This is a genomic window from Agreia sp. Leaf283 (assembly GCF_001422485.1).
Taxonomy (GTDB): domain Bacteria; phylum Actinomycetota; class Actinomycetes; order Actinomycetales; family Microbacteriaceae; genus Agreia.
The window spans coordinates 52,946-79,853 of sequence record NZ_LMNF01000001.1 but is presented as its reverse complement, the minus strand read 5'-3'; the positions used below and the strand labels follow the sequence as shown (position 1 = coordinate 79,853).

The following is a 26,908-nucleotide window of genomic DNA, read 5'->3' as shown; positions in this document are numbered from 1 at the left end:
CAGAACCTCCGTCGTGGAGGTCTTCGGCGTGCCCGGAATCACTGGAGACCCATGAAACTCCCGGCCACGAAGACCCTCTGGCGCAATGCGACGCTCATCGCGATGGACGACGCGAACCGCTCCCGACCGTTCCGCGGAGACCTGCTGATCGACGGCGCCCTCATCGCTGCCGTCGGCCCCGATCTCGAGGTGCCGCCGGATGCCCGGGTCATCGACGCGCAGACCCTTCTCATCACGCCCGGATTTGTGAACGCCCACATGCACTCGTGGGAGTCGCTCTTCAGGGGAACGAGCGAGCGCCTGCCGCTCGAGCTGTGGAGCCTCGAGACCTATCCGGTCATCGACGCGGTGCCGGTTCCCGACAGGCTCGTCTACCTGCGCACGCTGGTGGCGGGCATGGATGCGCTGCGCGGCGGCACCACGAGCCTGCTCGACGACGTCGGCGAACTGCCCGTGCAGTCGGCGGAGTCGCTGGCCGCCGTCTTCGACGCGTACGCCGAGCTCGGGATCAGGGCGACCTGCACGGGCGGCATCGCCGACGTCGCGCCGGTCGACCGGCTTCCCTTCGTGGATCGGCTGCTCACGCCCGAGCAGCTGACCGAGGCCCGCGAGGCCGCATCGACCGGGCCGTACGTGGTGGAGAGGTTTTTGCGCTTCTGCCGCGCCGCCTTCGACCGGCACCACGGGCGGGAGTACGGACGCCTGCGCTTCGCGGTCGCCCCCAGCGCGCCGCAGCGCTCCTCCGACGAACTCATGACCGGGTCCGCGGAGCTCGCACAGGAGTACGGGGCCGTTCTGCACATGCACCTGCTCGAGACGAAGCTGCAGGCGATCGTGGGGCAGGAGCGCTACGACGCCACCATCGTCGAGCACCTGGCCGCGCTGGGAATCCTCGACACCCCGAATCTCACGCTCGCGCACGGCATCTGGCTCACCGATAACGACATCGAGCTGCTCGGATCGTCGTCGGCGTCGATCGTGCACAATCCCCTCTCGAACCTCAAACTCGGTTCGGGGGTGCTGCCCTGGCGTCGCCTGCACTCGGAGGACGCGACCGTCGCCCTCGGCACGGACGGCACCGCGAGCAACGATTCGCTTCGCATGCTCGAGGTCGTGAAGCAGGCGGCGCTGCTGCACACCCTCACGGATCCCGACCCCGCCACATGGCCGTCGAGCGACGAGGTCCTGTGGGCTGCGACGCGCGGCGGCGCCCGGGCCACGGGGCTTCCCGACACGGTCGGCGCGCTCGAGCCCGGTCGCGTCGCCGACTTCGTGGTGTTCGACCTCGAGGCGACCACGAGTTTCACCCCCGCGGGCGACACCGCGCGGCAGCTCGTCTTCTCGGAGAACGGATCGTCGATCGCCGAGGTCTGGGTCGACGGTGAGCTGGTGGTGCAGGGCGGCCGGATGACGCGGGTCGACGAGGCGGCGATCCTCGCAGAGTTCCGCGCGTTGGCCGCGGACTACCGCAGAGAGGGCGAGCGGATGCGTGAGGCGAACGCCCGGCTGGTTCCGCTCGTCTCCGAGGTGCATCGGCGGGCATCCCAGACCCCGTGGCCGTTGGAGCAGTCCGACGTCTCCGCTCCAGGCCCCGCTGCCTCAACTCCCACTCCTACTCCCACTCAGCACACCGACTGGAGCACGCCGTGAGAATCGACGATGCCTGCCTCGTGATCAGCGATGTCGACGCGAGCGACGCCTACTACTCTGCGCTGGGCCTCGAGCGGCGCATGCGCAACGTGCGCTTCGCCGACTTCGTGCTCGGTACCGGCCCGCGCCTCGCCATGTGGACGAGGCCGAGCATCGCCGAGACGGTCGGCCCGAGCTATCCGGCGGGAGCCGGTCAGCCCTTCTCGCTCACCCTCGACCTCGAGTCCGAGGCGCTGGAGCGCGCCGGCGAGCGACGCCTGCTCGTCGACCCCGACGGCTTCGTTCTGCGCCTGCGCGACTCGGCCGACGGCATCCGGCGCCTGAGCGAGATCGACCTCACCGTGACAGACCTCGACGCGACCACGGATTTCCTGCTGCTGCTCGGCTTCGAGGTGACCGACCGGGTCGAGGGCGCCCGCGTCTTCTCCGCAGGGGAGGTCACCCTCACGCTCTACGAGGGCGCGACGCACCTGCAGTCGCCGCTCGCCCAGGCGTCGGAGCTCGACCTCGCGCCGTCGACCGGGCACCTGATGCTCGCGATCGAACTCTCCACGGGTGAGCAGGTCGACGAGCTGTACCGCGCGCTGCTCGACCGCGGCCTCGAGGCGAGCGGCCCGCCGGCGGTGTTCGAGTGGGGCGCGCGATCGACGTACTTCCTCGATGCCGACGGCTACATCTGGGAGATCTACGCCTGGGTGGAGACTCCGCGATGACCGGGCAGTCCGACGGCGACCGCGGTCGGGGGCCGCCGCCGCCCAACTGACCTCAGCGACGTGACCCGTCGCATCCACGAACCCCACCCGCCGCATCCGGCTCCCGTTTCGCACCACCCGACACACCGCATTCCTGGAGGATCACCCATGGCTTCATTCACCACCCGTCGCAGCCGCGCCGCCGCCGGCGCAGCCGCCCTTGCGCTCGGCTCGCTGCTTCTCGTCAGCTGCTCGTCGGCCCCCGCCGAATCCGGTTCGACGGATGCGGCGGCAAGCGACTTCCTGCCCTGCATCGTCTCCGACGAGGGCGGTTTCGACGACAAGTCGTTCAACGCGCTCGGCCTGCAGGGCGTGACCGACGCCGCCGACGCGCTCGGCACCGACCACATCAAGGTCGAGTCCGCATCCGAGGGCGACTACGCGCCGAACATCCAGAACCTGGTCGACCAGGGCTGCACCGTGGTCGTCGCGGCAGGCTACCTGCTGGCCGCGGCCACCGAGGAGTCGGCGAAGGCCAACCCCGACGTCGACTTCATCATCATCGACGACAACTCGATCGACCTGCCGAACGTGAAGGGGATCCTCTTCGACACCTCGCAGTCGGGCTACCTCGTGGGCTACGCGGCCGCGAGCTACTCGAAGTCGGGCATGGTCGGCACCTTCGGTGGGGCCCAGATCCCGCCCGTGACGCTGTACATGGACGGCTTCGCGCTGGGCGTGGCCCGGTACAACGAGGACAAGGGCACCGACGTGAAGGTGCTCGGTTGGGACTTCGACACGCAGGAGGGCTCGTTCACGGGCAACTTCACCGACATCAACGCCGCCAAGGTCCTCTCGGAGGGCCTTATCCAGCAGGGCGCCGATGTGATCCTGCCCGTGGGCGGACCGATCTACCAGGGAACGGCCGAGGCCATCCGCGACTCCTCGGCGCCGGTCGCCCTGCTGGGCGTCGACACCGACATGTACACCAGCGCGCCGGAGTACGCCGACCTGTTCCTCACCTCGATCGCCCGCGACATGCCGCTGTCGATCGCGACCGTGATCGAGGACACCGAGGCCGGCGACTTCTCGAAGGAGACGTACATCGGAACCCTCGCCAACGGGGGAGTGGCGATCTCGCCGTTCCACGACTACGAGTCGAAGGTCGACCCGGCGCTCGCCGACGAGATCGAGGCCCTGCGGGTGCAGATCGTCGACGGCGGCATCACCGTCGACAGCCCGTCGGTTCCGTAGCGCGCCGTTCCCTCGTTCCCTGAGCCTGTCGAAGGGCAGTCCTGTCCACCGTTCCCTGAGCCTGTCGAAGGGCAGTCCTGCCCGCCGTTCCCTGAGCCTGTCGAAGGGGGCAGGCTCAGGGAACCCCACCCATCCCCACCTCTCCCACCGAAAGGACCCACCCCATGAGGCCGACCATCATCATCACCGATCCCGGCCAGGAGCAGGCCGCGGCCCTCATGGCGATCCTCGCGGCACCCGAGGAGTTCGACGTGCTCGGCATCGTCGCGGGGGCGGGCAACACGACGCTCGACCACACGGTGCGCAACATCCTGCAGGTGGTCGAGCTCACCGGGCGCACGGGCATCCGGGTCTACCGCGGGGCGCCACGCCCCCTCGTGCGCGAGCTCGTCACGGCGGCGCACGTGCACGGGGCCACGGGCATGGACGGTTACGACCTGCCCCGGCCACGTCTCGAGGCCGAAGATGAAGCGGGTGTCGCGGCGATCATCCGGATGCTGCGGGCCGCGCCGCCCGAATCGGTGACGGTCCTGCAGATGTGCAACATGACGACGCTCGCGGTGGCCCTGATCGAGGCGCCCGACATCGCCGCGGCGATCAAGCAGATCGTCATGATGGCGGGCGCCTACTTCGAGGTCGGCAACATCACGCCCACGGCGGAGTTCAACATCTACGTCGACCCGCACGCGGCCGATGTCGTGCTCTCGTCGGGCATCCCCATCGCCATGCTTCCGCTCGACGTGACGCATCAGCTGCGCAACACCCGCGAGAGGCTCGACCGCTTCGCGGCCCTCGGAAACCGCTGCGGCCAGGTCATCGAGCGCCTGCTCACGTTCTCGGAGACGTTCGATCTCGAGAAGTACGGCTGGGAGGGGGCGCCCCTGCACGGGCCTGTCGTTCCGGTGTACTGCCTGTATCCGGAGCTCTTCTCGGGTCGCCTCATCAACGCCCGGGTGGAGATCTCGAGCGAGCTCACCATGGGCATGCTCGCGGCCGACTGGTGGCAGATCACGGAGCTGCCGCGCAACATCACCTATCTGCGCGACGTCGACGCCGACGCGTTCTACGACCGCCTGCTGGCTCTCATCGCGCGCCTGCCGTGAGCTCAGCGCGTGGGCTCTCCGATGCGGCGCAGGGCGTCTTCGATCAGGGCCCAGAACTTCTCGGTGTCGAGGTCGACCGCCACCTGGGTGGTGCAGTCGTCGGGTGCGGGGGAGCGGAAGTCGGCCACGGTCATGCCGAGCGTCAGCGTGCCCGTGAGCTCCACGTCGAGCGGCGTCTTGCGCACGGTCATGACGCTCGGGTCGATCACGTACGCCACCGCGCACGGGTCGTGCACCGGCGGATGGACGAAGCCCTGCGCCTCGAGGTACGTGGTCGCGAAGAAGTCGAGCAGCTCGCCCACGAAGCGAGAGGGAGTCGTGTCGATGGCCTCGATGCGCGCCCGGACCTCGGGAGTGGCCAGTGCCTGGTGCGTGAGGTCGAGGCCGACCATGGTCAGCGGCCATGACTCGTTGAACACGATGTGCGCCGCCTCGGGGTCGATGATGATGTTGAACTCCGCCGTCGCCGACCAGTTTCCGACGTGGAAGCCGCCGCCCATAAGAACGACCTCGCGAACGCGAGGCACGATGCGCGGCTCCTTGCGCGCGGCGAGGGCGATGTTGGTGAGGCCGCCGGTCGGCACCAGCGTGACCTCGCCGGGCTCGCTCGCCATGATCGTGTCGATGATCAGGTCGACCGCGTGGCGGCCGTCGAGTTCACGGCTCGAGGTGGGCAGCACGGGCCCGTCCATGCCGGATTCGCCGTGGATGTCGGCGGCCACCTCGATGGTGCGCACGAGCGGTCGCGGGCATCCGGCCGCGAAGGGCACACCGACGATGCCGGCGATCTCTGCGACGGCAAGAGCGTTGCGGGTGACCTTCTCGAGGGTCTGGTTGCCGACGACCGTCGTCACCGCGAGAAGGTCGATCTCGGGGTTGCCGTGCGCGAGCAGAATGGCGATCGCGTCGTCGTGACCGGGGTCGCAGTCGAGAATGATCTTGCGCGGCATGCACAACTCCTTCGGGTCAATATCTGAATCATATATGAAAGTCACATTCATATATGCAACACTGGCTGCTATGACAGACCTCATCGAATCCGCGGCCTCCCGAGTCGAGTGGATCAGCTCGCGCATGCGCCTGCTCGCGGCGGTGCGCCGCCAGTTCGCCGAGACGAGGCCCTTCGAGGGGCACCGCATCGGCATGTCTCTGCACATCGAGCCGAAGACGGCCGTTCTTCTCGAGACCCTCGCGGCCGGCGGCGCCGAGATCGTCGGCACCGGAAACCACGGATCCACGCAGGACGACGTGGTTGTCTACCTGCGCAACCAGGGCATGACCCTCTTCGGTCGCCGCGACGACACGCTCGAGCAGCACCACGCGAACGTGGCCGCCGTGCTCGACGCGAGCCCCGACATCCTGCTCGACAACGGCGCCGACCTGGCGGCGGGAATCGTGGCCCGCGGCGCGGGAGCCTCGCTTATCGGCGGCACGGAGGAGACGACATCCGGCGGCGACAGGTTGCGCGATGAGCTTCTCGGGCGGGTTCCGTTCCCGGTCATCGTGATCAATGACAGCCTGCTGAAGCAGCTGGGCGAGAACAAGCACGCGGTCGGCCAGTCCGTCGTCGAGAGCTTCATGCGCATCACGAACCTCATGATTCCCGGCCGCCGCTTCGTGGTCGTCGGCTACGGCTGGTGCGGCCGCGGAGTCGCCCAGTACCTGCGCGCGCTCGGCGGCAAGGTGGCCGTTGCCGAGGTCGACGAGCTGAAGGCGTTCGAGGCGGCCCTCGACGGGTTCCGGGTCGACACGGCAGACGGCCTGGCCGAGTGGGGAGAGGTGTTCATCACGGCGACCGGCCGCGCGAACGTGCTCACGATGTCGGCGATCGAGCGCATGTCAGACGGCGCGATCCTCGCGAACTGCGGTCACTTTCCATGGGAGATCGACACGGCGTCGCTGCGCACCGCGGCCACCACGACCCGGGCGATCGACGACACGATCGAGCGCATCGACCTGCCGAACGGCCGGCACGTGATTCTGATCGCCGGCGGGCGCATGTTCAACCTCGCGGGCACCGCTCCGAAGGGCAACTCCCTCGACTCGATGGATCTCGGCTTCCTGCTGCAGGTGCTGTCGCTCGAGCGGGTCGCGACCGGCGCGAGCACCCTGGTCACGGGCGCCCAGCCCGTGCCCGACGACCTCGAGCGCGAGATCGCGCGTCGGATGGTCGCCGCCATGGGCGCGAGCCTGTAGCCGTGCCCGCCGAGGCTGCTGTGCCTGCCGTGCCTGCGCCTGCGCCTGCGCCCGTCGAACCGCACTATGCGGCGCCCGCGCTCGACAAAGGACTCGACATCCTCGAACTCCTCGCCTCCACGAGCGGAGGCCTCAGCCAGGCCCAGGTCGCCGCAGGCGTCGGGCGCAGCGTCAGCCAGATCTTCCGGGTGCTCAGCACCCTCGAGCGCCGCGGCTACGTGCACCGGGACCCGCAGTCGGGGCTCTACGTGCTGTCGTTGCGGCTGTTCGATCTCGCCCACCGTCACGATCCCCTGCGCGGCCTGCTGCAGGCATCCGCCGGCCCGATGCGGGCGCTCGCCGACGCGACCGAGCAGTCGTGCAGCCTCAGCGTCGAAGACGCGGGTCTCTCCCGGGTCGTGGCCCAGGTCGAGAGTCCCGGCGACTTCGGATTCCGCGTGCGGGTGGGTGCGCTGTTCCCGCTGGTCGAGTCCGCGACCGGCGAGGTGCTCAGGGCTTTTCGAGACTCGGTTCCGGATGCGCGAGACGCCGATCTCGGTGCCGTTCGCGCGGCGGGTCACGTCGAGCGCGGTGACGAGCTGCATGCCGGCGTGATCGACGTCGTCTTCCCCGTGCTGAGGCCCGATGGCAGTGCCGTCGCTGCGCTGACGGTTCCCTACGTCGCGACGAGGGTGAGCGTGAGCAGCGTCGACGAGGTGGTGCGACTCGCCCGCGACACCGCTTCGCAGATCGCCGCCAGCCTGTTCCCGGCATCGACGCCCTAGGCTGATCCTCATGAACGATTCACGAGAGCAGTACACGCTCGCCAACGGCCGAACGAGCATCAATGCTCTCCCCAAGGTGTCCCTCCACGACCACCTCGACGGCGGCCTCCGCCCCTCCACGATCATCGAGCTCGCCGACTCGATCGGCTTCGAGGTGCCGGCCTCCGACGCCGCTGCTCTCGGCGAATGGTTCGAGGATTCGGCCGACTCGGGATCGCTCGTCGACTACCTCGCGACGTTCGACGTGACGGTCGGGGTCATGCAGACAGAAGAGGGCCTCAGCCGCGTCGCCCGCGAGTTCGTCCAGGACCTGGCTGCCGACGGTGTCGTCTACGGCGAGGTGCGCTGGGCTCCCGAGCAGCACGTGTCGAAGGGCCTCACCCTCGACCAGACCGTCGAGGCCGTGCAGCGGGGAATCGAGCAGGGCATCGACGACGCGCGCAACGACGGCAAGTCGGTTCGAGTTGGCCAGCTGGTCACTGCGATGCGTCACGCCGACCGGGGTCTCGAGATCGCCGAGCTCGCCGTTCGTCACCGCGACCGTGGCGTCGTCGGATTCGACATCGCCGGAGCCGAGCTCGGGTTCCCCGCAGGCAACCACCGCGCGGCGTTCGACTACCTCGCGCAGAACTACTTCCCCGTCACCGTGCACGCGGGCGAGGCCGACGGCCTCGACAGCATCCGAGGCGCCCTCTTCGATGGCCGCGCACTCCGGCTCGGCCACGGCGTGCGCCTGGCCGAAGACATCCGCATCGAGTCGAGCGACGACGAGAACACCTTCGTCACCATAGGCAGCCTCGCGCAGTGGGTCAAAGACAGGGAGATCGCCCTCGAGCTCTCGCCATCGTCGAACCTGCAGACCGGCGCCATCACCGCGTGGGGCGACGAGCTGGAGGACCACCCGTTCGACCTGCTCTACCAGCTGGGCTTCACCGTGACCGTCAACACCGACAACCGCCTGATGAGCAACACCTCGCTCAGCCGGGAGCTCTCGCTGCTGTCCGACGCCTTCGGTTACGACCTCGAAGACTTCGAGGTGTTCCAGCTCAACGCTGCGAACGCCTCGTTCCTGCCGCTCGACGAGCGTCAAGACCTCGCCGACACGATCATCGCGGGCTTCCAGAACGCCTAGCCATGCGCCTCGATGAACTGCCCGATGACGTCATCGAGCTGCGGGCGCGTGCGGGGGATTGGCGGCAGGCTGTACGCCTCGCCGGCGATGCCCTCGTTGCCGGCGGCGTGGTGACGGATGCCTACACCGAGCGCATGGTGCAGGTCGTCGAGGAGTTCGGCGCGTACATCGTGATCGCGCCCGGTCTGGCGCTCGCGCACGCGCGGCCCGGGCCCGACGTTCTGCACGACGGGCTCGCGGTCGTGACGCTCGACGAGCCCGTCGCGTTCGGGCATCCGCACAACGACCCCGTCGAGGTCGTGCTGGCGCTCGCGGTCACGAGCACCGAGGGCCACGTCACCGTTCTGGCGGAGCTCGCCAACGCGTTCAACGATCCCACCGCGACTCGGGCCGTCGCGCGGGCGACGACTCCCGATGCGGTGCGCGCGGTGCTGACTCGAACTCAATCCGAGTCCTAGTGGCCACGCTAAGATTGATCCCATGAAGATCATCGCCTTCTGCGGCGCAGGCATCGGCACTTCGGCCATTCTGAAGGTGAACGCCGAACGGGCCCTCGCCCGACTCGGGATCGACGCTCAGATCGAGGCCACAGACATCGCCGGGCTCGCCGTGGCCGCCGAAGACGCGCAGGTCATCCTGGCTTCTCCCGAGCTCGTCAAATTCATCGGCAAGACGTATGCCGACGTGGTCGTCATCGAGAACTACTTCGACCTCGACGAGCTCACCCGCAAGCTGGAGATCGCGCTCGGCTGATCGCGTGGGCGCCTGGGGGCGCTGTGCCCTGCGCGCCGGTCGAGTAGCGCTCGCGAGGAACGAGCAGCGCGTATCGAGACCACCCGCGCTTAGAGCCACCCGTTCCCTGAGCCTGTCGTTCCCTGAGCTTGTCGAAGGGCCGCCCGTTCCCTGAGCCTGTCGAAGGGCCACTCAAGGCGCCCTCATCCTCTCCTCCACAGCCCCCGTTCTGGCCAAGTTATCCACACCCATATCCCCTGATCAAGCATCGAATGCCTCTGCCGACCCAATGTCGGTGGCTACTGTTTGACTTCTCGTATGGACCTCCTCGACGCATCCCTCGGCGATATCGCCATGCGTCTTCGTGAGCTCCTCGACGAGAACCGCGCAGCCGTGAACACCGGTGCCGGGTCGGGCGCCGATCCCGGTGANACGACGCATCCCTCGGCGATATCGCCATGCGTCTTCGTGAGCTCCTCGACGAGAACCGCGCAGCCGTGAACACCGGTGCCGGGTCGGGCGCCGATCCCGGTGAGGCCCTACTCGAGGCGGCCCACGCCTGGGAGGCCATCGGTCGAGCCGGCGATGCGGCCCGCACCTGGGTCGCTGCCGAGATAGCGAACGAGTCCCGCCGCGAACTCGACACCGCAGGGCTCGCCTACCGTCACGGGTTCCCGTCAGCGCGAAAGCTCCTCGCCGCGACCACGAACATCTCGGAGCGCACCGCGTCGACCCGCATCAGTCTGGGCCAGCGGCTGCGGTCGTCGGTGTCGTTGTCGGGAACCCCGAACCCGAGTTTCTTCCCGGTCGTGGAGGATGCGTTCTTCGCCGGCCGTGTCGGTGTCGATACGGCCGCGGTGATCTGTCGCACCTTGTCCGAGGTGGTGAACCGCACCGGCTGGTCGGATGCCACCGACCAGGCCGAACGACACCTGATCGCCGCCGCGATCGCCACCGTCGCCGACCCCGCCGCCGCATCCGACCCCGATACCGACGCAGCATCCGACCTCGATACCGACGCCGATGCGGGCGTCGATGAGGGCGGCGGCGCAGGCGATGGGGACGCGTTCTTGCGGGCGCCGAGGCGGTACACCGTCGAGGAGATCGGCCGGCTCGCGATCCGGATCCGGGAACACCTCGACCCCGACGGTGCCGAACCCCGAGATGCCGTGAAGCAGTCTTTGCGGGGGTTCAGCTACCCCAAAATTGGAGCAGACGGCATGGCCCGCGGCAGGTACGCGCTCCCACCGCTGCAACTGGGTGTGTTCCTCGCAGCGGTCGACTCGATCCTCAGCCCGCGCGCGTCCGACGCACCGAACACGGCAGACCCAGGCGCGACCGGTCCCGACCCTGCCGSTCCCGACCCTGCCGGTCCCGACCCTGCCGGTCCCGACCCTGCCGGTCCCGACCMTGCCGCTCCCCGCCTCGCCGGGGATAAGGTCGGCGGTCCGCGGGCGATCAACGACGCTTCGCTGCACGAAACCGCGCGACGAGGTGACACCACAGACGAGCACGCCATCGTCGACGCTCGCACGGCCGAGCAGAAGCTCCTCGACGCGGTCATGACCCTCCTCGAGCTGGCCGCCACATCGCCGACCGTGTCGCTGCTGAACGGTGCGGCGCCGACCGTGAACGTTCACGTCACCCTCGACGACCTCGAATCCGGGCGCGGGGCCGCGTGGATCGACGGCAGCACCGAGCCCATCCCCATCAGCACCGTCGACCAGCTTCGCTGCCATGGCGACACGATCACCACCGTCTTCGGTGACCATGGCGAGGTTCTTCATCACGGCAAGACGAAACGTCTGGCCACCCGAACGCAACGGCGAGCACTCGCCGCCCGCGACGGCGGGTGCGTCATTCCCGGCTGCACCGCGCCACCCTCACGATGCCAGGCCCACCATGTGACCCCGTGGGTCAGTGAGGACTATCCGCCCGGAAGGACCGACATCGACAACCTGGCTTTGTTGTGTCCGTTCCACCACTCGACTATCCACACCTCGGCGTGGCAATTGGTGATGGTCCACGGCAAGCCGCATGTCAGACCACCGAGCCGGCAAGACCCGAATCGAACACCCCGGCCCGCCGGACACCAACGAACAGGCAGGCCATGGTGATATCCCGATCGTGCACCTTCGTCGCACAGGACACACGCGAGGCAGAACTCGTGCGGCGGGCGATGTCGCGAGAACTCACGCCCTGCCGCGTGAAGCGTACTCCTCGACCACGACACCCGACTCGAATGAGCGGGTTCTGGCCAAGGCGTACGAGCGGGGCTCGGTGGTGGCATCGCCGAACAAGGGGATGCCGGAGCCGAAGACGATGGGATTGCGTTTCAGGACGATGTGGTCGATCTCCGGCATAAGGGCGCCTGCGAGCTGGCCGCCACCGCACAGCCAGATATCCAGGCCCTCTTCCCGTTTCAGCTCGCGCACAGTGCCGAGGGGATCGTCGGTCAGGACGATCGCCGGATCGACGTCGCGTGGGTGACGGCTTGCGACGACCTGACGCAGATGAGGGTAGGGGCTGGTGATTCCAGCATCGAGCGCCGGTATCAGGGTGTTCCACCCCATGATGACCGTGTCGAATCGAGTCTTCGGCGGCACGATTGTCAGAGCAGCGTGCACGTGCGCGGGCAGCGCATCCGCATACTCGCCGAACACGACTGACGCGTGATCGCCTTCGACGAGGAATGCATCGAACCCGCCGGCCCGGTCGGCAATGTATCCGTCGATGCTGACGGCCACGTAGTAGATGAGTTTTCGCACGGGGTCTCCAATCACGACAACTGTCGTGGTTAAAGTACTACGGGAGTCGTGGTTTGGCTAGCATCATCGATATGGCTCGCAATACAGAACGACGCTCCGCTCTCGCCGACGCCGGAATTCGCGTGCTGGCCGAGCAGGGGGCTCGCGGTCTCACGCACCGTGCCGTCGACGCTGTAGCCGGCACTCCGCGTGGCACCGCATCGAACTACTTCCCGTCCCGCGACGATCTCATCTCCGCATTGGTCGACCGCATAGGAGAGCGACTCATGCCTGATCCGACGCGCATCTCGTCACGTGCCGCTCGGACTCCGGATCGTGACCTCTTCGCCGACTATCTGCGCGATGTCGTGCGGCGACTCAGTACTGACCCGCACGTGCCGCTCGCTCTCTTCGAACTGCGGCTGGAAGCCGCCCGGCGTCCGGCCGTCGCCAAGGCTCTCGGGGCGTGGAGGCAGCGAGCATTCGAGGACGATGTCGTCTTCAACAATGAGTCCGGCCTGCCCGGGGGACGAACCGAGATCGCGCTGTTCCACTACGCCATCGACGGACTGATGCTCGACAATCTCACGGCACCTATCGACAGCGGACTATCTGTCGACGCCACCATAGACGAGTTGGTCGACCGCATTCTTCGGTGATCCCACTGTGCCCCGCGCGTCACAAGTGCGTGCCCTCACAATCTGCTGGGCACAACGATCAGTCCGCGATCAGCCCCCGCACGCCCTCCTCCAGTCGGGAGAGGGCCGCAGTTGCAGCGGCCCGGCGCTCCTCGAGGGACCCGTCGCTCGACTGCGTGTCGAGGTAGACCTTCAGCTTGGGCTCCGTGCCGCTGGGGCGAACCATCACCCGCGATCCGTCGTCGAGGTGGATACGCAGCACATCCGACGACGGAAGTGCGCCGCCGTCGCCCAGAAGGTCGTCGATCGATGACACCCGGATGCCGCCGATCTCGGCGGGCGGCTCGGCCCGCAGCCTCGCCATGACCCGGGTGATCTGCGACAGGTCCGTGACGCGCACCGACACCTGCCCCGAAGCGAACTGACCGAAGCGCATGCTGAACGCGTCGAGCTGGTCGTCGAGCGTCAAGCCTCGCGCAGCGAGCCCGCTGGCCAGATCGAGCAGGGCCACGGCTGCGGAGATGCCGTCCTTATCGCGAACGGTCGAGGGATTCACCAGATATCCGAGCGCCTCCTCGAACCCGAAGACGAGTCCGGGCGCCCGCGACACCCACTTGAAACCGGTGAGGGTCTCGGTGAACTCCAGGCCGTAGTCGGCGGCGACAGCGCGCAAGGCCGGAGACGACACGATCGAGCAGGCGAGTGTGCCCGAGGCAGACTGTTCGTCGTGCGCCGAGGCATCCAGAAGCTCTGCGGCGCGCCAACCGAGGAGCGCGCCGACCTCGTTGCCGGTGAGGGCGCGGAACTCGGCCGGCTGCGACGAATCGCGGATGGCGATGGCGAGACGATCGGCATCGGGGTCGTTCGCGATCACGAGATCTGCATCGACCTCGCGCGCCGTCTGGAACGCCAGGTCGAGCGCGCCCGGTTCCTCGGGATTGGGGAAGGAGACCGTGGGAAATGCGGAATCGGGCTCTATCTGCTGGCGTACCACCGTGGGCTCGTCGAAGCCCGCGGCCCGCAGCACAGACCGGAACGTCTGCCATCCCACGCCGTGCATCGCCGTGTAGACGACCTTCGGTTGCGCGGTCGGGCGGGACGCCAGAGACGCGGTCTGAGCGACGTAGGCCTCGACGACGGACTCGGGGGCGATCTCGTAGCGATCGGAGCGAGGCAACTCGAGCACATGCGCCTCGGAGGCTACGCGCAGGATCTGCGCCGCGATCTCCGCATCCACCGGAGCGACGATCTGTGATCCCTCGTCTGCGCCACCCAGGTAGACCTTGTAGCCGTTGTCGTTCGGCGGATTGTGCGACGCGGTCACCATGACCCCTGCGCTCGCATCGAGGTGCCGCACGGCGAACGCCACGAGAGGTGTCGGCAGCAGGCGGGGCAGCAGGATGGCCCGGATGCCCGCGCCCGCCATGATCTCGGCCGTGTCGGTTGCGAAGACGGCGGAGTTCTTGCGCCCGTCGTATCCGATCACGATGCTGGGCTGCTCGCCATCGGCTGCCCGCACGATCAAGAACGCGGCCAAGCCGGCTGCGGCCTGCGACACCAGCACCCGGTTCATGCGATTCGGCCCGGCGGCGATCTCGCCACGAAGCCCGGCCGTGCCGAACGCGAGACGCGCATCGAAACGATCGTGAAGCTCGGCGAGGGCCCCTGTATCCTGCGACTCGGCGGAGTCGATCAGCGCTGACAGCTCGGCACGCGTCTCGTCATCGGGATCCTGGGCGAGCCACTCGCGAGCCGCATCGAGCAGCTCGACCTCGGTCACAGCTCGCCCACGATGCGGGCGAGGAGCGAGCCGATCCTGCCTTCGGCGTTCTTTCCGGCCTCGATGACCTCTTCGTGGCTCAGCGGCGTCTTCTGGATGCCGGCGGCGAGGTTGGTGATCAACGACATGCCGAGGATCTCCATGCCGGCCTGCCGGGCGGCGATGGCCTCGAGTGCCGTCGACATGCCCACGATGTGGCCGCCGATCGCCTTCGCCATCTGAACCTCGGCCGGGGTCTCGTAGTGCGGCCCGCGGAACTGCACGTAGACACCCTCGTCGAGGTCGGCGTCGACCGTGCGGGCGATGTCGCGCAGCCGAGAGGAGTACAGATCGGTGAGGTCGATGAATGTGGCGCCTTCGAGGGGCGAGTCGGCCGTGAGGTTGATGTGGTCGCTGATGAGGACGGGGGTTCCCGGCGTCCAGGTCTCGCGGATGCCCCCGGCCCCGTTCGTGAGGATCATGGTCGCAGCGCCCGTGGCGGCGGCGGTGCGCACACTGTGCACGACCCTGCGCACGCCGTGGTTCTCGTAGTAGTGGGTACGCGCACCGATGACCAGCGCATGCTTTCCGTTGGGCAGCCGGATCGAGCGGAGTGTGCCGCCGTGCCCGGGAACGGCCGAGGCCGAGAACCCGACGATCTCCGTCGCATCCACCGTGGCGACCGTCTCGCCGAGCAGGTCTGCGGCCCTGCCCCATCCGCTGCCCAGCGTGAGGGCGATGTCATGGCCGGCGACGCCCGTCTTCTCGGCGATCTGGGCGGCCGCCTCGCGGGCGATCTCGAACGGATCGGCGTCGGCGGAATCGAGGGGATTGGGTGTGGTGGTGAGCATTGAACCACCTTAGATTAACGCGGTGTTCACCGGCAGGCGGCGGATGCGCGGGGCGCGGGTTTGGCGGTCACGTGCGCGACACGGGAGAATGGCCGTCATGGTCTATGAGTTCGAGCGCAAGCAGAGAATCGCCGTCCTCGGCGGCGGACCGGGCGGGTACGACGCCGCCATCGCGGGGGCCCAGCTGGGTGCCGATGTCACCCTCATCGAGCGTGTCGGAGTGGGCGGCTCGGCCGTGCTCACCGATGTCGTTCCGTCGAAGACCCTCATCGCCACGGCCGAGGCCACCAATGCCATCGGCGAAGCGGCTGACCTCGGCGTGCAGTTCTTCACCCGCGGCGGCACCGGCAAGCCGGTCCGCCCCGAGATCGCGGTCAACCTGGCCGCCGTGAACAAGCGTCTGCTCGGCCTCGCCCGCCAGCAGTCCGAAGACATGAAGTCCAGCCTCATCCGCTCGGGCGTGCGCATCGTCACCGGCGAGGGACGCCTCGAGGGCGCCAACTCGGTGATCGTGTCGACCTCGAAGGGCGAGGAGGGCACCGACTTCGACGAGATCGAGGCCGACACCATCGTCGTCTCGGTCGGAGCGAGCCCCCGCATCCTCGCATCCGCCGTGCCCGACGGCGAGCGCATCTTCACCTGGACCCAGCTCTACACCCTCAAGACCGTCCCCGAACATCTCATCGTCGTCGGATCGGGCGTCACCGGCGCGGAGTTCGCCTCCGCCTACACGGCGCTCGGCTCCAAGGTCACGCTCATCTCGAGTCGCGACCAGGTTCTGCCGGGTGAAGACGCCGACGCCGCGGCCGTCATCGAGAACGTCTTCAAGCGCAACGGCATGACGGTTCTCTCGAAGTCGCGCGCCGACTCGGTCGTGCGCACCGACAAAGGCGTCGTCGCCACCCTCGCAGACGGCCGAACGGTCGAGGGCAGCCACTGCCTCATGGCCGTCGGATCCATTCCCAACACCGAGGGCATCGGGCTGGCCGAGGCCGGAGTGCAGCTCACCGAGTCCGGGCACATCCGTGTCAACAGGGTCGCCCGCACGTCGATGCCGTCGATCTACGCGGCCGGCGACTGCACGACCTTCCTGCCCCTCGCATCCGTCGCCTCGATGCAGGGCCGCACGGCCGTGTTCCACGCCATGGGCGATGCGGTCAACCCGACCGAGCTGCGCAACGTGTCGTCGAACATCTTCACTCAGCCGCAGATCGCCACGGTCGGCTGGACCCAGCGCCAGATCGAAGAGGGCATCGCCCAGGGCGACATCTACAAGCTGCCCCTGTCGGAGAATCCTCGCGCCAAGATGATGGGCATCAAGGAGGGCTTCGTGAAGCTCTTCGCCCGCACGGGTTCGGGAACCGTCATCGGCGGAGTCGTCGTGGCCCCCAACGCTTCGGAGCTCATCTTTCCGATCGCCCTGGCCGTGGAGCACCGGCTCACGGTCGACGCGGTCTCCCGCGCGTTCAGCGTGTACCCGTCGCTGTCGGGCAGCATCTCGGATGCGGCCCGCGCGATGCACATCGTTCTCTAGCGGGGGTTCCGTTCCCTGAGCCTGTCGAAGGGCCCCGATAGCGGCGGCCCTTCGACAAGCTCAGGGAACGACAAGCTTAGGGAACGGGAGCGCCTAGTCGGTGATCGCGAGCAGAACCGTGCCCGACGACACGGTGGCGCCGACGGCCGCGGAGATCGCGCCGATGGTTCCGTCTTTGTGGGCGGTGATGGGCTGCTCCATCTTCATGGCCTCGAGCACCAGCACGAGGTCGCCCTTGACGACGGTGTCGCCCTCGGCGACGGCGATCTTCACGATGGTGGCCTGCATGGGTGCCTTGACCGAGTCGCCCGTGGCCGTCGAGAAACCGGATGCGGCGCCGCGGCGTTTCGGAGCGGAGCCGGAGGTCGCGGAACGGCCGGGCGACGAGCCGCCGCCGAAGTGCGCGGGCAGGGCGACGGAGACGCGCTTGCCGTCGACCTCGAGCACCACTGTGGTGCGCTCGGCGGCGGGGGCGGTCTCTTCGATCTCGCCCGACCAGGGCTCGATGTCGTTGACGTACTCGGTCTCGATCCAGCGCGTGAAGATGCTGAAGGGCTGGCCGTCGGCCGGAGCGAATGCGGGGTCGCGCACGATGGACCGATGGAACGGCAGGACCGTGGGCAGTCCGAGCACCTCGAACTCGTCGAGGGCGCGGCGCGAGCGCTCGAGCGCGTCTTCGCGTGAGCTGCCGGTGACGATGAGCTTCGCGAGCAGAGAGTCGAACGAGCCCGAGATCACGTCGCCCGCCCGGATTCCCGTGTCGATGCGCACGCCCGGTCCGCCCGGGGCGTTGAACGTGTGGATCGGGCCGGGGCTTGGAAGGAATCCCCGCCCGGCGTCTTCGCCGTTGATGCGGAACTCGAAGGAGTGACCGTGGGGAATCGGGTCGTCGTAGTCGAGCACGCCGCCCTCGGCCAGGCGGAACTGCTCCCGCACCAAGTCGATGCCGGTGACCTCTTCAGACACGGGGTGCTCGACCTGCAGGCGGGTGTTGACCTCGAGGAACGACACCGTTCCGTCGGCCGCGACGAGGAACTCGCAGGTGCCGGCGCCGACGTAGCCGACCTCCTTGAGAATGGCTTTGGATGCGCGATACAGCTCGGCGTTCTGGGCGTCGGTCAGGAACGGGGCCGGGGCCTCCTCGACGAGCTTCTGGTGGCGGCGCTGCAGCGAGCAGTCGCGGGTGGAGACCACGACGACGTTGCCGTGCGCGTCTGCGAGGCACTGGGTCTCGACGTGGCGCGGCTTGTCGAGGTACTTCTCGACGAAGCACTCGCCCCGGCCGAAAGCGGTGATCGCCTCTCGGGTGGCCGACTCGAACTGTTCGACGATCTCATCTTCCGTGTACGCGATCTTGAGTCCGCGTCCGCCGCCGCCGAAGGCCGCCTTGATGGCCACGGGGAGGCCGTGCTCGGCGACAAAGGCGAGAACCTCGTCGGCCCCGTTCACCGGGTCGATGGTGCCGGGGGCGAGCGGGGCGCCGACCTTCTCCGCCACGTGGCGGGCGGAGACCTTGTCTCCGAGCTTCTCGATGGCGGCCGGTGACGGGCCGATCCAGGTGAGCCCGGCATCGATGACGGCCTGCGCGAACTCGGCGTTCTCGGCGAGGAATCCGTACCCCGGGTGAACGGCGTCGGCGCCGCTCCTGCGAGCGATCGAGAGGATCTTGGGAATGACGAGGTAGGTCTCGGCACTGGTCGTGCCCTCGAGCGCATACGCCTCGTCGGCGAGCTGCGCGTGAAGGGCGTCTCGGTCTTGATCTGCGTAGATGGCGACCGACCCGATTCCGGAGTCCTTAGCGGCCCGGATGACCCGGACTGCGATCTCGCCTCTGTTGGCTATGAGTACCTTGGTGATGCGCGGCATAATCCACCCAGCCTATTGGGCCGAGGGCGTGCTCCTTTGGCAGGCGCGAACAAAAAAGCGGCCGAGTCCCTGTGGGAACCTCCATTCCCGTTCCCTGAGCCTGTCGAAGGGAACCGTGCCGAGCGTGCCCTTCGACAAGCTCAGGGAACGGATCGCCTACGCCCGCAGCGACATCCAGTCGATGTCGAGCTCGGCGAGCATGGTGCGCAGCGTCGGCAACGACATGCCGATCACGGTCGAGGGCGCGCCGGTGACCGAGCGGATGAACGGCGCGGCGAGTCCGTCGACCGTGAACGCGCCCGCGACCTGGAGAGGCTCTCCGCTGGCGACGTAGGCGTCGATCTCGGATTCGCTGATGTCCGAGGCGAACTCCACGGAGGCGTGCGCCGTCGCCCCGAGGGCCCGGGCGGCCTCGCCGTTCTTCACCTCGATGATCCAGTGCCCCGAGTGCAGGGTTCCCGTCTTGCCGCGCTGCTCGAGCCACCGCTCGCGCGCGATCTGCGGCTCGTGCGGCTTGCCGTAGATGACGCCGCCGAGTTCGAAGGCCGAATCGCCCCCGAGAATCACACCGTCGATCTCCTCGCCATCCGGCCGCTGCCCGAGAATCGCCTCGGCCTTCAGCCGGGCCAGCAGTGTGACCATCGCCGAGGCATCCAATTCGCCGTTGGAGTCGGTCGCGAGGCGCACGGCGGCCTCCTCGTCGACGTTCGACGGCACGACGACCGGCTCGATTCCGACCTGCCTGAGAAGAGCGAGGCGTGCCGGTGACGTGGATGCGAGGTAGAGGCGCACGAGGAGCACCGCCCTTTCGTGTGGGATGCTCGAAGCATGGCTGACGCGCAGGGAACACAGGTCGAGCTGGAGATTACCAACGTAGCCCACGGAGGAATCTCGGTCGCACGACTCGACGGCCGCGTGGTGTTCGTCACGGACTCTCTTCCCGGCGAGCGCGTGCGGGCCCGCATCACCGACGACGAGCACGCCTCGTTCTGGCGCGCGGAGACGGTGCGCGTGCTCGAGGCGTCGCCGCACCGGGTGCCGCACGTCTGGCAGGCCGCGTCGATCGACCGCGATCCCGACGACAGGGCCGGCGGTGCCGAATTCGGGCACATCGACCTCGCCTGGCAGCGCGAGCTGAAGCGCCAGGTCATCGTCGACTCGCTCAAGCGCTTCGCGGGTCTCGAGCGCGACGTCGAGGTCGAGGCGGTCGACGGCGACGAGGAGCGGGGCGGGCTCGGCTGGCGAACGCGCGTGCGACTGCACGTGGATGCCGATGGTCGCGTCGGACCCTTCGCCGCGCGCTCGCATCGGGTCATCTCCGTCGACGACCTGCCGCTGGCGACGCCCGCCCTCGAGAGCGAGGCCCCGCTCGGCGATCGAATCGACGGGTCGGACTTTCCCGCCGACGGCTGGATCGACCTCGTTGCGCCCTCGCAGGGCACGCCCCGCTTCGTCACCTCGAGCGAGACGCCCGAGAAGTCTCGCGGTTCTCGCACGGCCGCACGACGCGGCCGCAGCATCACCGAGATCGTCGACGGTCGCGAGTTCCGCCTCGACGAGCAGGGGTTCTGGCAGGTGCACCGCGGTGCCGCCTCGACGCTGTCGCGCGCGATCCGCAGCGAGGTGCTCGACGAGCGTCTCGACGCGAGCGCGTTCAACCTCGACCTCTACGGCGGCGTCGGGCTTCTCGCGGCGGCGCTGGGGGAGAAGGTCGGCGCGGGCCTGCGCATCACGAGCGTCGAGGGCAACGAGTTGGCCACCGACTACGCCTCCGAGAACCTCAGCGAGTGGATCGGCGCCAACGCCGAGACGAACCGGGTCGACAGGTACCTGCGCCAGCTCGAGAAGACAGCGCAGGCGGCCGAGCGGGAGCGACTGTCGCGGGCCACGGTCATTCTCGATCCGCCCCGCGCCGGGGCCGGCAAGCAGGTCGTCAACTCCCTGATGGCCCTCGACGTCGCCCAGGTCGTCTATGTGGCGTGCGACCCCGTCGCTTTCGCCCGCGACGCCGGCCAGTTCGAGCGCGGCGGCTACCACCTGCGCTCGCTGCGCGCCTTCGATCTTTTCCCCCACACCCACCACGTCGAGTCGGTGGCGGTGCTCACGAAGGACTGACGCTCCGAGGCCGTCAGGCCCCTTTCCGTTACGATCAGAACCACCCGCAGGGAAGGTCGCCATGTTTCCCCCAGATCCCGCAGCTCCGGCAGATCGATCCGCCGCCGCGCCCGTGCGCGTCGCGATCGTCGACGACCATGAGTCGGTGCTTCTGGGTCTGAAGGCGGCGTGCCTCGAGGCCGGATACGAGGTCGTCGCGGTCGGGCTCACCGTTCCGGACCTCATTCGAGCGTTGGGCAGCAGGCCGTCCGATGTCGTGGTTCTCGACCTCAGTATCGGCGACGGGCTGAGCATCACCCACAACGTCGAGGCCGCGCTCAAGACTGGAGCGTCGGTGCTGGTGCACAGCATCGCCGACCGCACAGCGAGTGTGCGCGAGGCTCTGGCGGCGGGCGCGGCAGGGGTCATCCCGAAGTCCGCGGCGACGAGCACCGTGATAGCCGCGATCGCCACGGTCGCCGGCGGCGGTGTGCTGAACAACCTCGAATGGGCGAGTGCGATCGATGCAGACGCCGAGTTCTCGCGGGCACGGCTCACCGCGAGGGAGCGCGACGTTCTCCACCTCTATGCCGCAGGACTGCCGCTCAAGCTCGTCGCCGTGCAGCTGGGCATCGCGACCCCGACGGCCCGCGAGTATCTCGACCGGGTGCGTGCGAAGTACGTTCAGGTCGGCCGTCCGGCGCCGACGAAGGTCGACCTTCTGAAGCGAGCCGTCGAAGACGGCATCCTGGCTCTCGGCGAGACCCCCGACGGCAGGTGACGACGTGTCCGCATCGGTAGGGCCGGGTCAGACCCGCCCCAGAACATCATTCGGACCGCCGGGCGTTCTGAACCGCATGCGCGGCTCCATCTCGAGATCGCGCATCGAGACGGTGGCGAGCCGGGTCACGGGCATCTTCGGGTTCGTGTTCGCGCTGCAATCCCTGCCCGCGGTCATCGCCGCGCAGAGCTACGTCGGGCCCGCCTGGGCCGTGGCTCTTCCCGTCGTCGTCTTCGCCGGCATCCTCGGGGTGGTCGTGACCAGCATCATCGGTCGGGGAGTGGCCGTCGCCGGCGGAGTGGCGGCCGGCGTGTTCGTGCTGTCTCTCGTACTCTGGCCGGCGGCGGTGCTTCAGCCGAACGAGGTGGCTCCTTCAGAGCCCTGGCTCTGGTACATCATGGTGGTCTCCATGGCGTGCGCCGTGGTGTCGTTCAACATGTGGCTCGCAGGCTGCTACATCGTGGCGGTCTCCCTCATCTACGCGGTCCTGCGCTCCCTCCCCTCCGGAGGCGAGGCGGGCGCGGGTCTCGCCGCCCTCGACGCGCTGTACGTCTTCATCCTCGGCACTGTCAATCTCGTTCTGGTCACGACACTGCGCAGGGCCGCCGATCGAGTCGACAGGGCGCAGCAGGCCGCGATGCTGCGCTACTCGGTCGCCGTCAAGCAGGATGCGATGGAGGCGGAGCGCCTGCATGTCGACGCCCTGGTGCACGACCGAGTGCTCACGACCCTGCTGTCGGCAGCCAAGAGTTCGAGCGCCATGGAGCGGGACCTGGTCGTCGGGATGGCGCGAGACGCGCTGCGGGCGCTCCACTCGTCGGGCGAAGCGGGCGACCCCGGCTTCGAGGTGCCCTTGGGCGAGCTGGCGGAGCGCCTCGCGAATGCGGCGAACGTTCTCTCGCCGGGCTTCGACTACGCCCAGCAGTCCATTACGGGGCAGTCGGTACCGAGCGATGTCGCGGAGGCGGTCTTCTCGGCGGCCGTGCAGGCGATGGTGAACAGCCTGCAGCACGCAGACGGCGCCGAGGCCGCGTCCGTACCGGTGTCGATCGAGCGCACGGTCTCACTGCATCCGCTGCAGGGAGAGGGGTTCACCGTGCAGGTCTCTGACACGGGCGTGGGTTTCGATCCGGCCGCCGTGCCCCAGGAGAGGCTGGGGCTCCGGGTGAGCATCCGCGAGCGGGTCGCCACGGTCGGCGGCGCGGTTCAGGTGCACTCGGTTCCCGGCGGCGGCGCGTCGATCGTGATCGTGTGGCCCGACCCGAACCGTGAGACCACGGCGGAGCATGTGCGCCGCTCGTTCGACCTGCGTGCGGAGGGCACATGATCTCCTCACCTCGGTTCCTCCTCATCGGGCTCGCGGCCCTGTTCTCCACGTATCACCTCGTGCTCGCGCTCTCCTCCCTCTCCGTACCGCGCGAGCCCGGGCCGGTCATCGTCGCCATGATCCTCTACGCGTCGGTCACCGTCATCAGCCTGTGGGCGCCGACGGTGGCTCCGATGCCCGGCTGGAACGCCGCCCTCAACGTGGCCGTCGGCTTCGTGATCACCATGCTGGTGCTCTCGCAGCTCGACCCGAATGCGGCGAACGGCTACGCAACCTGGTTCGTGGCCGCCATCTTCACCCTGCTCGTCATCACGGTCGTGCGCGGGCAGCCGGTCTTCGCGTGGATCGGCGTCGGCGTCACCGTGCTCTCGGTCGCGGCCTGGACCACTCCTCTGGCCCTGACCACCACCGGTGTCATCGGCGGCGCGCTCTGGGTCGCCATCGCGCACGCCCTCTCGGTCGCGCTCGTGCGGGCCGACCAGGATGCGGCCCAGTATGCGCGCGCAGGCATCAAGGCGGCCGAGTGGCAGGCCAACCAGGAGGCGCTCCTCTTCGAGCGCAGGCGTCGTCTCGAGCAGATGGACAAGCTCGCCGCCCCGATGCTGCGCCGGATCGTCGCCTCGGGCGGTGAGCTGAGCGAGCAGGAGCGGCGGGAGTGCCTTCATCTCGAGGCCGCCATCCGCGACGAGATCCGAGGCAGGCTGCTGCTCACCGATGAGGTGCGCGCCGAGGTGATGGCCGCCCGACGCCGGGGAGTGCACGTGACGATGCTCGACGACGGGGGCCTCGACGCGCTGTCGGAGACCGACAGGCTCACGACGCTCGCCGAACTCGTCGACGTGGTCGACGGCATCGAGGCCGATCGGCTGATCATCCGCACGGGAACCGAGGGGTCGGGCACCGCGGTCTCCGTCGTCGGGCTGAAGGACACGGGCGATGACGGAACGGCGGCGGCGCTCGGAGACGACGACGGCGGAGACGAAGTCACCCTGTGGCACGAGATCCGTCGACCCTGACGGCCTGACGGTTGCGCGCGCCACCCAGGTCGCGCAGGTTCACGCGGCAGACGCAGAAGTGGGGCCGACGGTACTCCATCGGCCCCACAGCTACGAATCCGAGTCAGAGCACTAACCCGAATAGTGCCCTGACTCGCCCCCAGTTCATGCCCGCTTACCCTAGATGGCGATGAACTGGCGATGTTCATCCCGAGGGAGAACACCTAGCAGAGCCATCATGACGCGGCGGGCCCACGGGGCACCAGTCGGCATAAATGAGGACACGCGTCGCTACCCTGCGCGACGCCATTCTCCGGGCCCGGGGTGGATGGGCGTGCGCAGGTCGCGGCGCGACTTCTGCCAGCCGCTCGCCGGCGCTGCGGTCGCCGCGGGCGACGTGTCGCCCGCGTTCGCCAGCGCCGCCTGAAGCACGGCCGTCACGGCGGCGATCTCCTCGGCCTCGAGGTTCGGCGTGGTGATGGTGAAGTCGATCGGCTCGGGATCGGCGGCGTGGCGGGGTGTCGATGCAGTCACGCCCTCGAGGCTACAGGAGGACCCCGAGCGGGGGGAGGGCGATGCTGCCGGGCACCGGGCACCGAGCGCGCCTCTAGCGGGCGAACGCGCCGGCGGCGAAGGCTCGCTCGCCCGCTAGCGGCGCGCTCGGCCTCCTTTCTCGTCCTCCAAGGGGCGGATGCGGAAGGCTTCGGGGTGGTTCGGCGGCAGCTGCGGCACTCCCATCTCGAGAAGTCGCTGTGTCAGACGCCGCGGCGAGACCGCGATCGACCAGTCCCATCGACCGAATCCGTCGCTCTGCAGCCGTAGCCAGTCCTCGCGCTGCTTCTCATCCCACAGGGCCTGCTCGGGGCTTCGGCCCCGAAGGAAGCGGGGATCTTCGAACTTGGATCGGCCGTCGACCTCTCCGATCGTTCTGACTCCGCGAAACCAGTGGTCGACGAAGGCGTGCTCGCCATTCGGTCCCCAGAACTCCTTCTGCAGTTCCGGCTCAGGGAATCTGCAGCGGGCCATCGTGACTCGACTCGCCGACTCCGCGACGGACTCCGCCAGGGGCGTCGAGAAGTCGACGACCCGAACCGCCCGGGCCGACCCCCGGAATCGGCCCAGTGTGTGCAGCAGCGTGGCGAGCTCGCCGCGAGTGGTCAGCTCGGTGTGCAGCGCGAAGTCTGCGGCTGCCACAGCGGTCATGAACGGTGCCACAGCGGCCAGGTCGATGACCGTTCTAGCGGCCCCGGTCACGTGGAGGCCGTCTTCGTCGTTATGCCGGCATGTTCGAATCCGACGGCGTGACGTCGAATTCGAGCATGAGACCTGCCGCCTGCCGCCTTCTCGGTGAGCAGGTGAACCTCGGCAGGCCAGGCGCCGATGATCGGCAGGCGCCAGAGCGCTGCTGCCGAGTAGCCCTGGAGAACCACGTCGGACCGTCGACTCTGGCCGATGCCGAAGACACGAGCTCGATAGCGCTCCTCCGAGTTCCAGCGGCTCCAGTCCTGCTCGGTCGCGTAGACGCCGTGATGAACGCGCCTCAGCTCGCCGCGCGCGGCCTTTCTGCGCAGCGCCGAATCGTCTCCGATGAGGAGAGCGCGGTCGCGGACGAAGAGGAGTCGGTCCTCTGGATTGCTTGGTTGCATGGCAGCAGACTGGCGCGCTGACGCGACGATTCATGTGCTCGGCGGCTGCGGTGTGCACGAGCAACGTCTTCCTCACGCGGGGGAGGAGAGGCTCCCGGGGAGCGGCGTACCGTCGAACGCGCCCTCAGCGGGCGAGCGCGCCGGCGGCGACGGCGCGCTCGCCCGCTGAGGGCGCGCTCGGCGAGCAGGCAGATCGCGTCAAGCCCTCCCGTGCTGACGACGGGTCGCCGTAGCGTCGAATACATGAGTACTTCGAACTTCTCGCCCCGCCGCGCCATCGTCACCGGATCGAACTCGGGAATCGGCAGGGCCACGGCCCTGGCGCTCGCGGAGGCGGGCATGGATGTCGGCATCACCTTCCATTCGGATTCGGACGGCGCCGAGGAGACGGCCGCCATGGTGCGCGAGCTCGGACGCGACGCGCACATCGCCCAGCTCGACACCGGCGACCTCGACTCCGTGCCCGGAACGATCTCCTCGCTCATCGAGAAGCTGGGAGGCATCGACGTCTTCGTCAACAACGCCGGGGTCATGGATGTCGCACCGTTCCTCGAGATGGACCTGGAGACCTGGCGGCACACGATCGCCGCCGACCTCGACGGCGCGTTCCTCTGCATCCAGACCGCCGCGAGGACGATGGTCGAGCAGGGAACCGGCGGGCGCATCATCGGAGTCACCAGCGTGCACGAGCACCAGCCTCGTGTCGGCTCCAGCGCCTACGACGCCGCGAAGCACGGGTTCGGTGGCCTGCTGAAGACGGCCGCGCTCGAGCTCGGACAGCACAACATCACGGTCAACGCGGTGGCACCGGGCGAGATCGCCACGCCGATGAACGACATGACCGACGAGGACGCGTTCCAGACCCACCGGCCCGGCATCCCGCTGGGGCGTTCGGGAATCGCGGGTGAGATCGCCGCCGTCATCGGCTTCCTCGCATCACCCGCGTCGAGCTATGTCACCGGTGCGTCATGGGCCGTCGACGGCGGGATGCTGCAGATGGGTCCGCAGGGCGGGTCGCACATCACGACGGACGACTGGCGGGGCGCCGCCACGGAGTAGCGACATCGTTCCCTGAGCTTGTCGTTCCCTGAGCTTGTCGAAGGGCCCTTTCTCAGGGAACGGGCCCTTCGACAAGCTCAGGGAACGA

At 68.4% G+C, this 26,908-nt stretch carries 27 protein-coding genes; 18 read left to right on the top strand and 9 right to left on the bottom strand.

Annotated elements, in window-relative coordinates; genetic code table 11:
• Positions 1–51 precede the first annotated feature (51 nt).
• The 4 genes from ASF51_RS00360 to ASF51_RS00345 all read left to right on the top strand — a co-directional run bounded on the left by ASF51_RS00360 (position 52) and on the right by ASF51_RS00345 (position 4,699).
• Entirely contained in the window at positions 52–1,650 is a 1,599-nt protein-coding gene (locus tag ASF51_RS00360; protein ID WP_082479423.1) for an amidohydrolase family protein, read from the top strand.
• On the top strand, positions 1,647–2,363 hold the full coding sequence (locus tag ASF51_RS00355) for a VOC family protein (protein WP_055923638.1): 717 nt from the start codon (positions 1,647–1,649) through the stop codon (positions 2,361–2,363). Before ASF51_RS00360 ends, ASF51_RS00355 begins: the two co-directional genes overlap by 4 nt.
• A gap of 147 nt (positions 2,364–2,510) precedes the next feature.
• Positions 2,511–3,596: a BMP family protein gene (locus tag ASF51_RS00350; RefSeq protein ID WP_055923634.1), complete on the top strand. Its 1,086-nt coding sequence runs from the start codon at positions 2,511–2,513 to the stop codon at positions 3,594–3,596.
• A gap of 164 nt (positions 3,597–3,760) precedes the next feature.
• Positions 3,761–4,699, top strand: coding sequence for a nucleoside hydrolase (locus tag ASF51_RS00345; RefSeq protein ID WP_055923631.1), 939 nt, complete (start codon positions 3,761–3,763; stop codon positions 4,697–4,699).
• Between the two features lie 2 nt (positions 4,700–4,701).
• On the opposite strand, the gene ASF51_RS00340 is transcribed toward ASF51_RS00345, so the two are convergent.
• Complete coding sequence (locus ASF51_RS00340) at positions 4,702–5,649, bottom strand: nucleoside hydrolase (protein ID WP_055923629.1); 948 nt, start codon at positions 5,647–5,649, stop codon at positions 4,702–4,704.
• A gap of 70 nt (positions 5,650–5,719) precedes the next feature.
• Between ASF51_RS00340 and ASF51_RS00335 the strand changes: the two genes are divergently transcribed.
• From ASF51_RS00335 to ASF51_RS19680, 6 genes are all read left to right on the top strand, one after another.
• Positions 5,720–6,895 carry an adenosylhomocysteinase gene (locus tag ASF51_RS00335; RefSeq protein ID WP_200926067.1) on the top strand — a complete coding sequence of 392 codons (1,176 nt, stop codon included), beginning with the start codon at positions 5,720–5,722 and terminating at the stop codon, positions 6,893–6,895.
• 2 nt (positions 6,896–6,897) lie between these two features.
• The gene (locus ASF51_RS00330) at positions 6,898–7,659 is read left to right on the top strand and encodes an IclR family transcriptional regulator (RefSeq protein WP_157411944.1); all 762 of its coding nucleotides are present in this window, start codon (positions 6,898–6,900) and stop codon (positions 7,657–7,659) included.
• A 10-nt stretch (positions 7,660–7,669) separates the two neighbouring features.
• The gene (locus ASF51_RS00325) at positions 7,670–8,791 is read left to right on the top strand and encodes an adenosine deaminase (RefSeq protein ID WP_055923626.1); all 1,122 of its coding nucleotides are present in this window, start codon (positions 7,670–7,672) and stop codon (positions 8,789–8,791) included.
• A gap of 2 nt (positions 8,792–8,793) precedes the next feature.
• The gene (locus tag ASF51_RS00320) at positions 8,794–9,249 is read left to right on the top strand and encodes a PTS sugar transporter subunit IIA (protein ID WP_055923624.1); all 456 of its coding nucleotides are present in this window, start codon (positions 8,794–8,796) and stop codon (positions 9,247–9,249) included.
• Positions 9,250–9,271: 22 nt separating this feature from the next.
• Positions 9,272–9,544: a PTS sugar transporter subunit IIB gene (locus ASF51_RS00315; protein ID WP_055923621.1), complete on the top strand. Its 273-nt coding sequence runs from the start codon at positions 9,272–9,274 to the stop codon at positions 9,542–9,544.
• Positions 9,545–9,981: 437 nt separating this feature from the next.
• The gene (locus ASF51_RS19680; protein ID WP_082479421.1) at positions 9,982–11,640 is read left to right on the top strand and encodes an HNH endonuclease signature motif containing protein; all 1,659 of its coding nucleotides are present in this window, start codon (positions 9,982–9,984) and stop codon (positions 11,638–11,640) included.
• A 75-nt stretch (positions 11,641–11,715) separates the two neighbouring features.
• Here ASF51_RS19680 and ASF51_RS00300 read toward each other — a convergent pair whose 3' ends face one another.
• On the bottom strand, positions 11,716–12,291 hold the full coding sequence (locus ASF51_RS00300; RefSeq protein ID WP_055923612.1) for a dihydrofolate reductase family protein: 576 nt from the start codon (positions 12,289–12,291) through the stop codon (positions 11,716–11,718).
• Positions 12,292–12,362: 71 nt separating this feature from the next.
• On the opposite strand from ASF51_RS00300, the gene ASF51_RS00295 reads away from it, so the two are divergent.
• A complete protein-coding gene (locus ASF51_RS00295; RefSeq protein WP_055923609.1) occupies positions 12,363–12,929 on the top strand; it encodes a TetR/AcrR family transcriptional regulator in 567 nt (188 codons plus the stop codon).
• A 58-nt stretch (positions 12,930–12,987) separates the two neighbouring features.
• Here ASF51_RS00295 and ASF51_RS00290 read toward each other — a convergent pair whose 3' ends face one another.
• Positions 12,988–14,688 (bottom strand): phospho-sugar mutase, encoded by a 1,701-nt coding sequence (locus ASF51_RS00290; RefSeq protein WP_055923607.1) that lies wholly within the window; start codon positions 14,686–14,688, stop codon positions 12,988–12,990.
• The gene (locus ASF51_RS00285) at positions 14,685–15,518 is read right to left on the bottom strand and encodes a purine-nucleoside phosphorylase (protein ID WP_055923604.1); all 834 of its coding nucleotides are present in this window, start codon (positions 15,516–15,518) and stop codon (positions 14,685–14,687) included. The genes ASF51_RS00290 and ASF51_RS00285 overlap by 4 nt, the downstream gene beginning before the upstream one ends.
• Before the next feature lie 97 nt (positions 15,519–15,615).
• On the opposite strand from ASF51_RS00285, the gene ASF51_RS00280 reads away from it, so the two are divergent.
• A complete protein-coding gene (locus tag ASF51_RS00280; protein WP_055927621.1) occupies positions 15,616–17,052 on the top strand; it encodes an NAD(P)H-quinone dehydrogenase in 1,437 nt (478 codons plus the stop codon).
• A gap of 93 nt (positions 17,053–17,145) precedes the next feature.
• Here ASF51_RS00280 and ASF51_RS00275 read toward each other — a convergent pair whose 3' ends face one another.
• Both ASF51_RS00275 and ASF51_RS00270 read right to left on the bottom strand, forming a co-directional pair.
• Positions 17,146–18,918, bottom strand: a complete 1,773-nt coding sequence (locus ASF51_RS00275) for a biotin carboxylase N-terminal domain-containing protein (RefSeq protein ID WP_055923601.1) — start codon at positions 18,916–18,918, stop codon at positions 17,146–17,148.
• A gap of 156 nt (positions 18,919–19,074) precedes the next feature.
• Positions 19,075–19,710, bottom strand: coding sequence for a nucleoside triphosphate pyrophosphatase (locus ASF51_RS00270; RefSeq protein ID WP_082479638.1), 636 nt, complete (start codon positions 19,708–19,710; stop codon positions 19,075–19,077).
• Between the two features lie 36 nt (positions 19,711–19,746).
• On the opposite strand from ASF51_RS00270, the gene ASF51_RS00265 reads away from it, so the two are divergent.
• From ASF51_RS00265 to ASF51_RS00250, 4 genes are all read left to right on the top strand, one after another.
• On the top strand, positions 19,747–21,033 hold the full coding sequence (locus ASF51_RS00265) for a class I SAM-dependent RNA methyltransferase (protein WP_055923595.1): 1,287 nt from the start codon (positions 19,747–19,749) through the stop codon (positions 21,031–21,033).
• Positions 21,034–21,094: 61 nt separating this feature from the next.
• Positions 21,095–21,793, top strand: a complete 699-nt coding sequence (locus tag ASF51_RS00260) for a response regulator transcription factor (protein ID WP_055923592.1) — start codon at positions 21,095–21,097, stop codon at positions 21,791–21,793.
• Positions 21,794–21,797: 4 nt separating this feature from the next.
• The gene (locus ASF51_RS00255) at positions 21,798–23,120 is read left to right on the top strand and encodes a sensor histidine kinase (protein ID WP_157411943.1); all 1,323 of its coding nucleotides are present in this window, start codon (positions 21,798–21,800) and stop codon (positions 23,118–23,120) included.
• Positions 23,117–24,136, top strand: coding sequence for a hypothetical protein (locus ASF51_RS00250; RefSeq protein WP_055923586.1), 1,020 nt, complete (start codon positions 23,117–23,119; stop codon positions 24,134–24,136). The genes ASF51_RS00255 and ASF51_RS00250 overlap by 4 nt, the downstream gene beginning before the upstream one ends.
• Positions 24,137–24,406: 270 nt before the next feature.
• On the opposite strand, the gene ASF51_RS00245 is transcribed toward ASF51_RS00250, so the two are convergent.
• From ASF51_RS00245 to ASF51_RS00235, 3 genes are all read right to left on the bottom strand, one after another.
• On the bottom strand, positions 24,407–24,649 hold the full coding sequence (locus ASF51_RS00245; RefSeq protein ID WP_055923583.1) for an acyl-CoA carboxylase subunit epsilon: 243 nt from the start codon (positions 24,647–24,649) through the stop codon (positions 24,407–24,409).
• 114 nt (positions 24,650–24,763) lie between these two features.
• Positions 24,764–25,369 (bottom strand): hypothetical protein, encoded by a 606-nt coding sequence (locus ASF51_RS00240; RefSeq protein WP_055923580.1) that lies wholly within the window; start codon positions 25,367–25,369, stop codon positions 24,764–24,766.
• The gene (locus ASF51_RS00235) at positions 25,366–25,761 is read right to left on the bottom strand and encodes a hypothetical protein (protein ID WP_055923577.1); all 396 of its coding nucleotides are present in this window, start codon (positions 25,759–25,761) and stop codon (positions 25,366–25,368) included. The genes ASF51_RS00240 and ASF51_RS00235 overlap by 4 nt, the downstream gene beginning before the upstream one ends.
• On the opposite strand from ASF51_RS00235, the gene ASF51_RS18880 reads away from it, so the two are divergent.
• Both ASF51_RS18880 and ASF51_RS00230 read left to right on the top strand, forming a co-directional pair.
• Positions 25,760–25,930 carry a hypothetical protein gene (locus tag ASF51_RS18880; protein WP_157411942.1) on the top strand — a complete coding sequence of 57 codons (171 nt, stop codon included), beginning with the start codon at positions 25,760–25,762 and terminating at the stop codon, positions 25,928–25,930. The two genes, ASF51_RS00235 and ASF51_RS18880, sit on opposite strands and share 2 nt — an antisense overlap.
• A 74-nt stretch (positions 25,931–26,004) precedes the next feature.
• Positions 26,005–26,820: an SDR family oxidoreductase gene (locus tag ASF51_RS00230; RefSeq protein WP_055923575.1), complete on the top strand. Its 816-nt coding sequence runs from the start codon at positions 26,005–26,007 to the stop codon at positions 26,818–26,820.
• Positions 26,821–26,908: the final 88 nt, after the last annotated feature.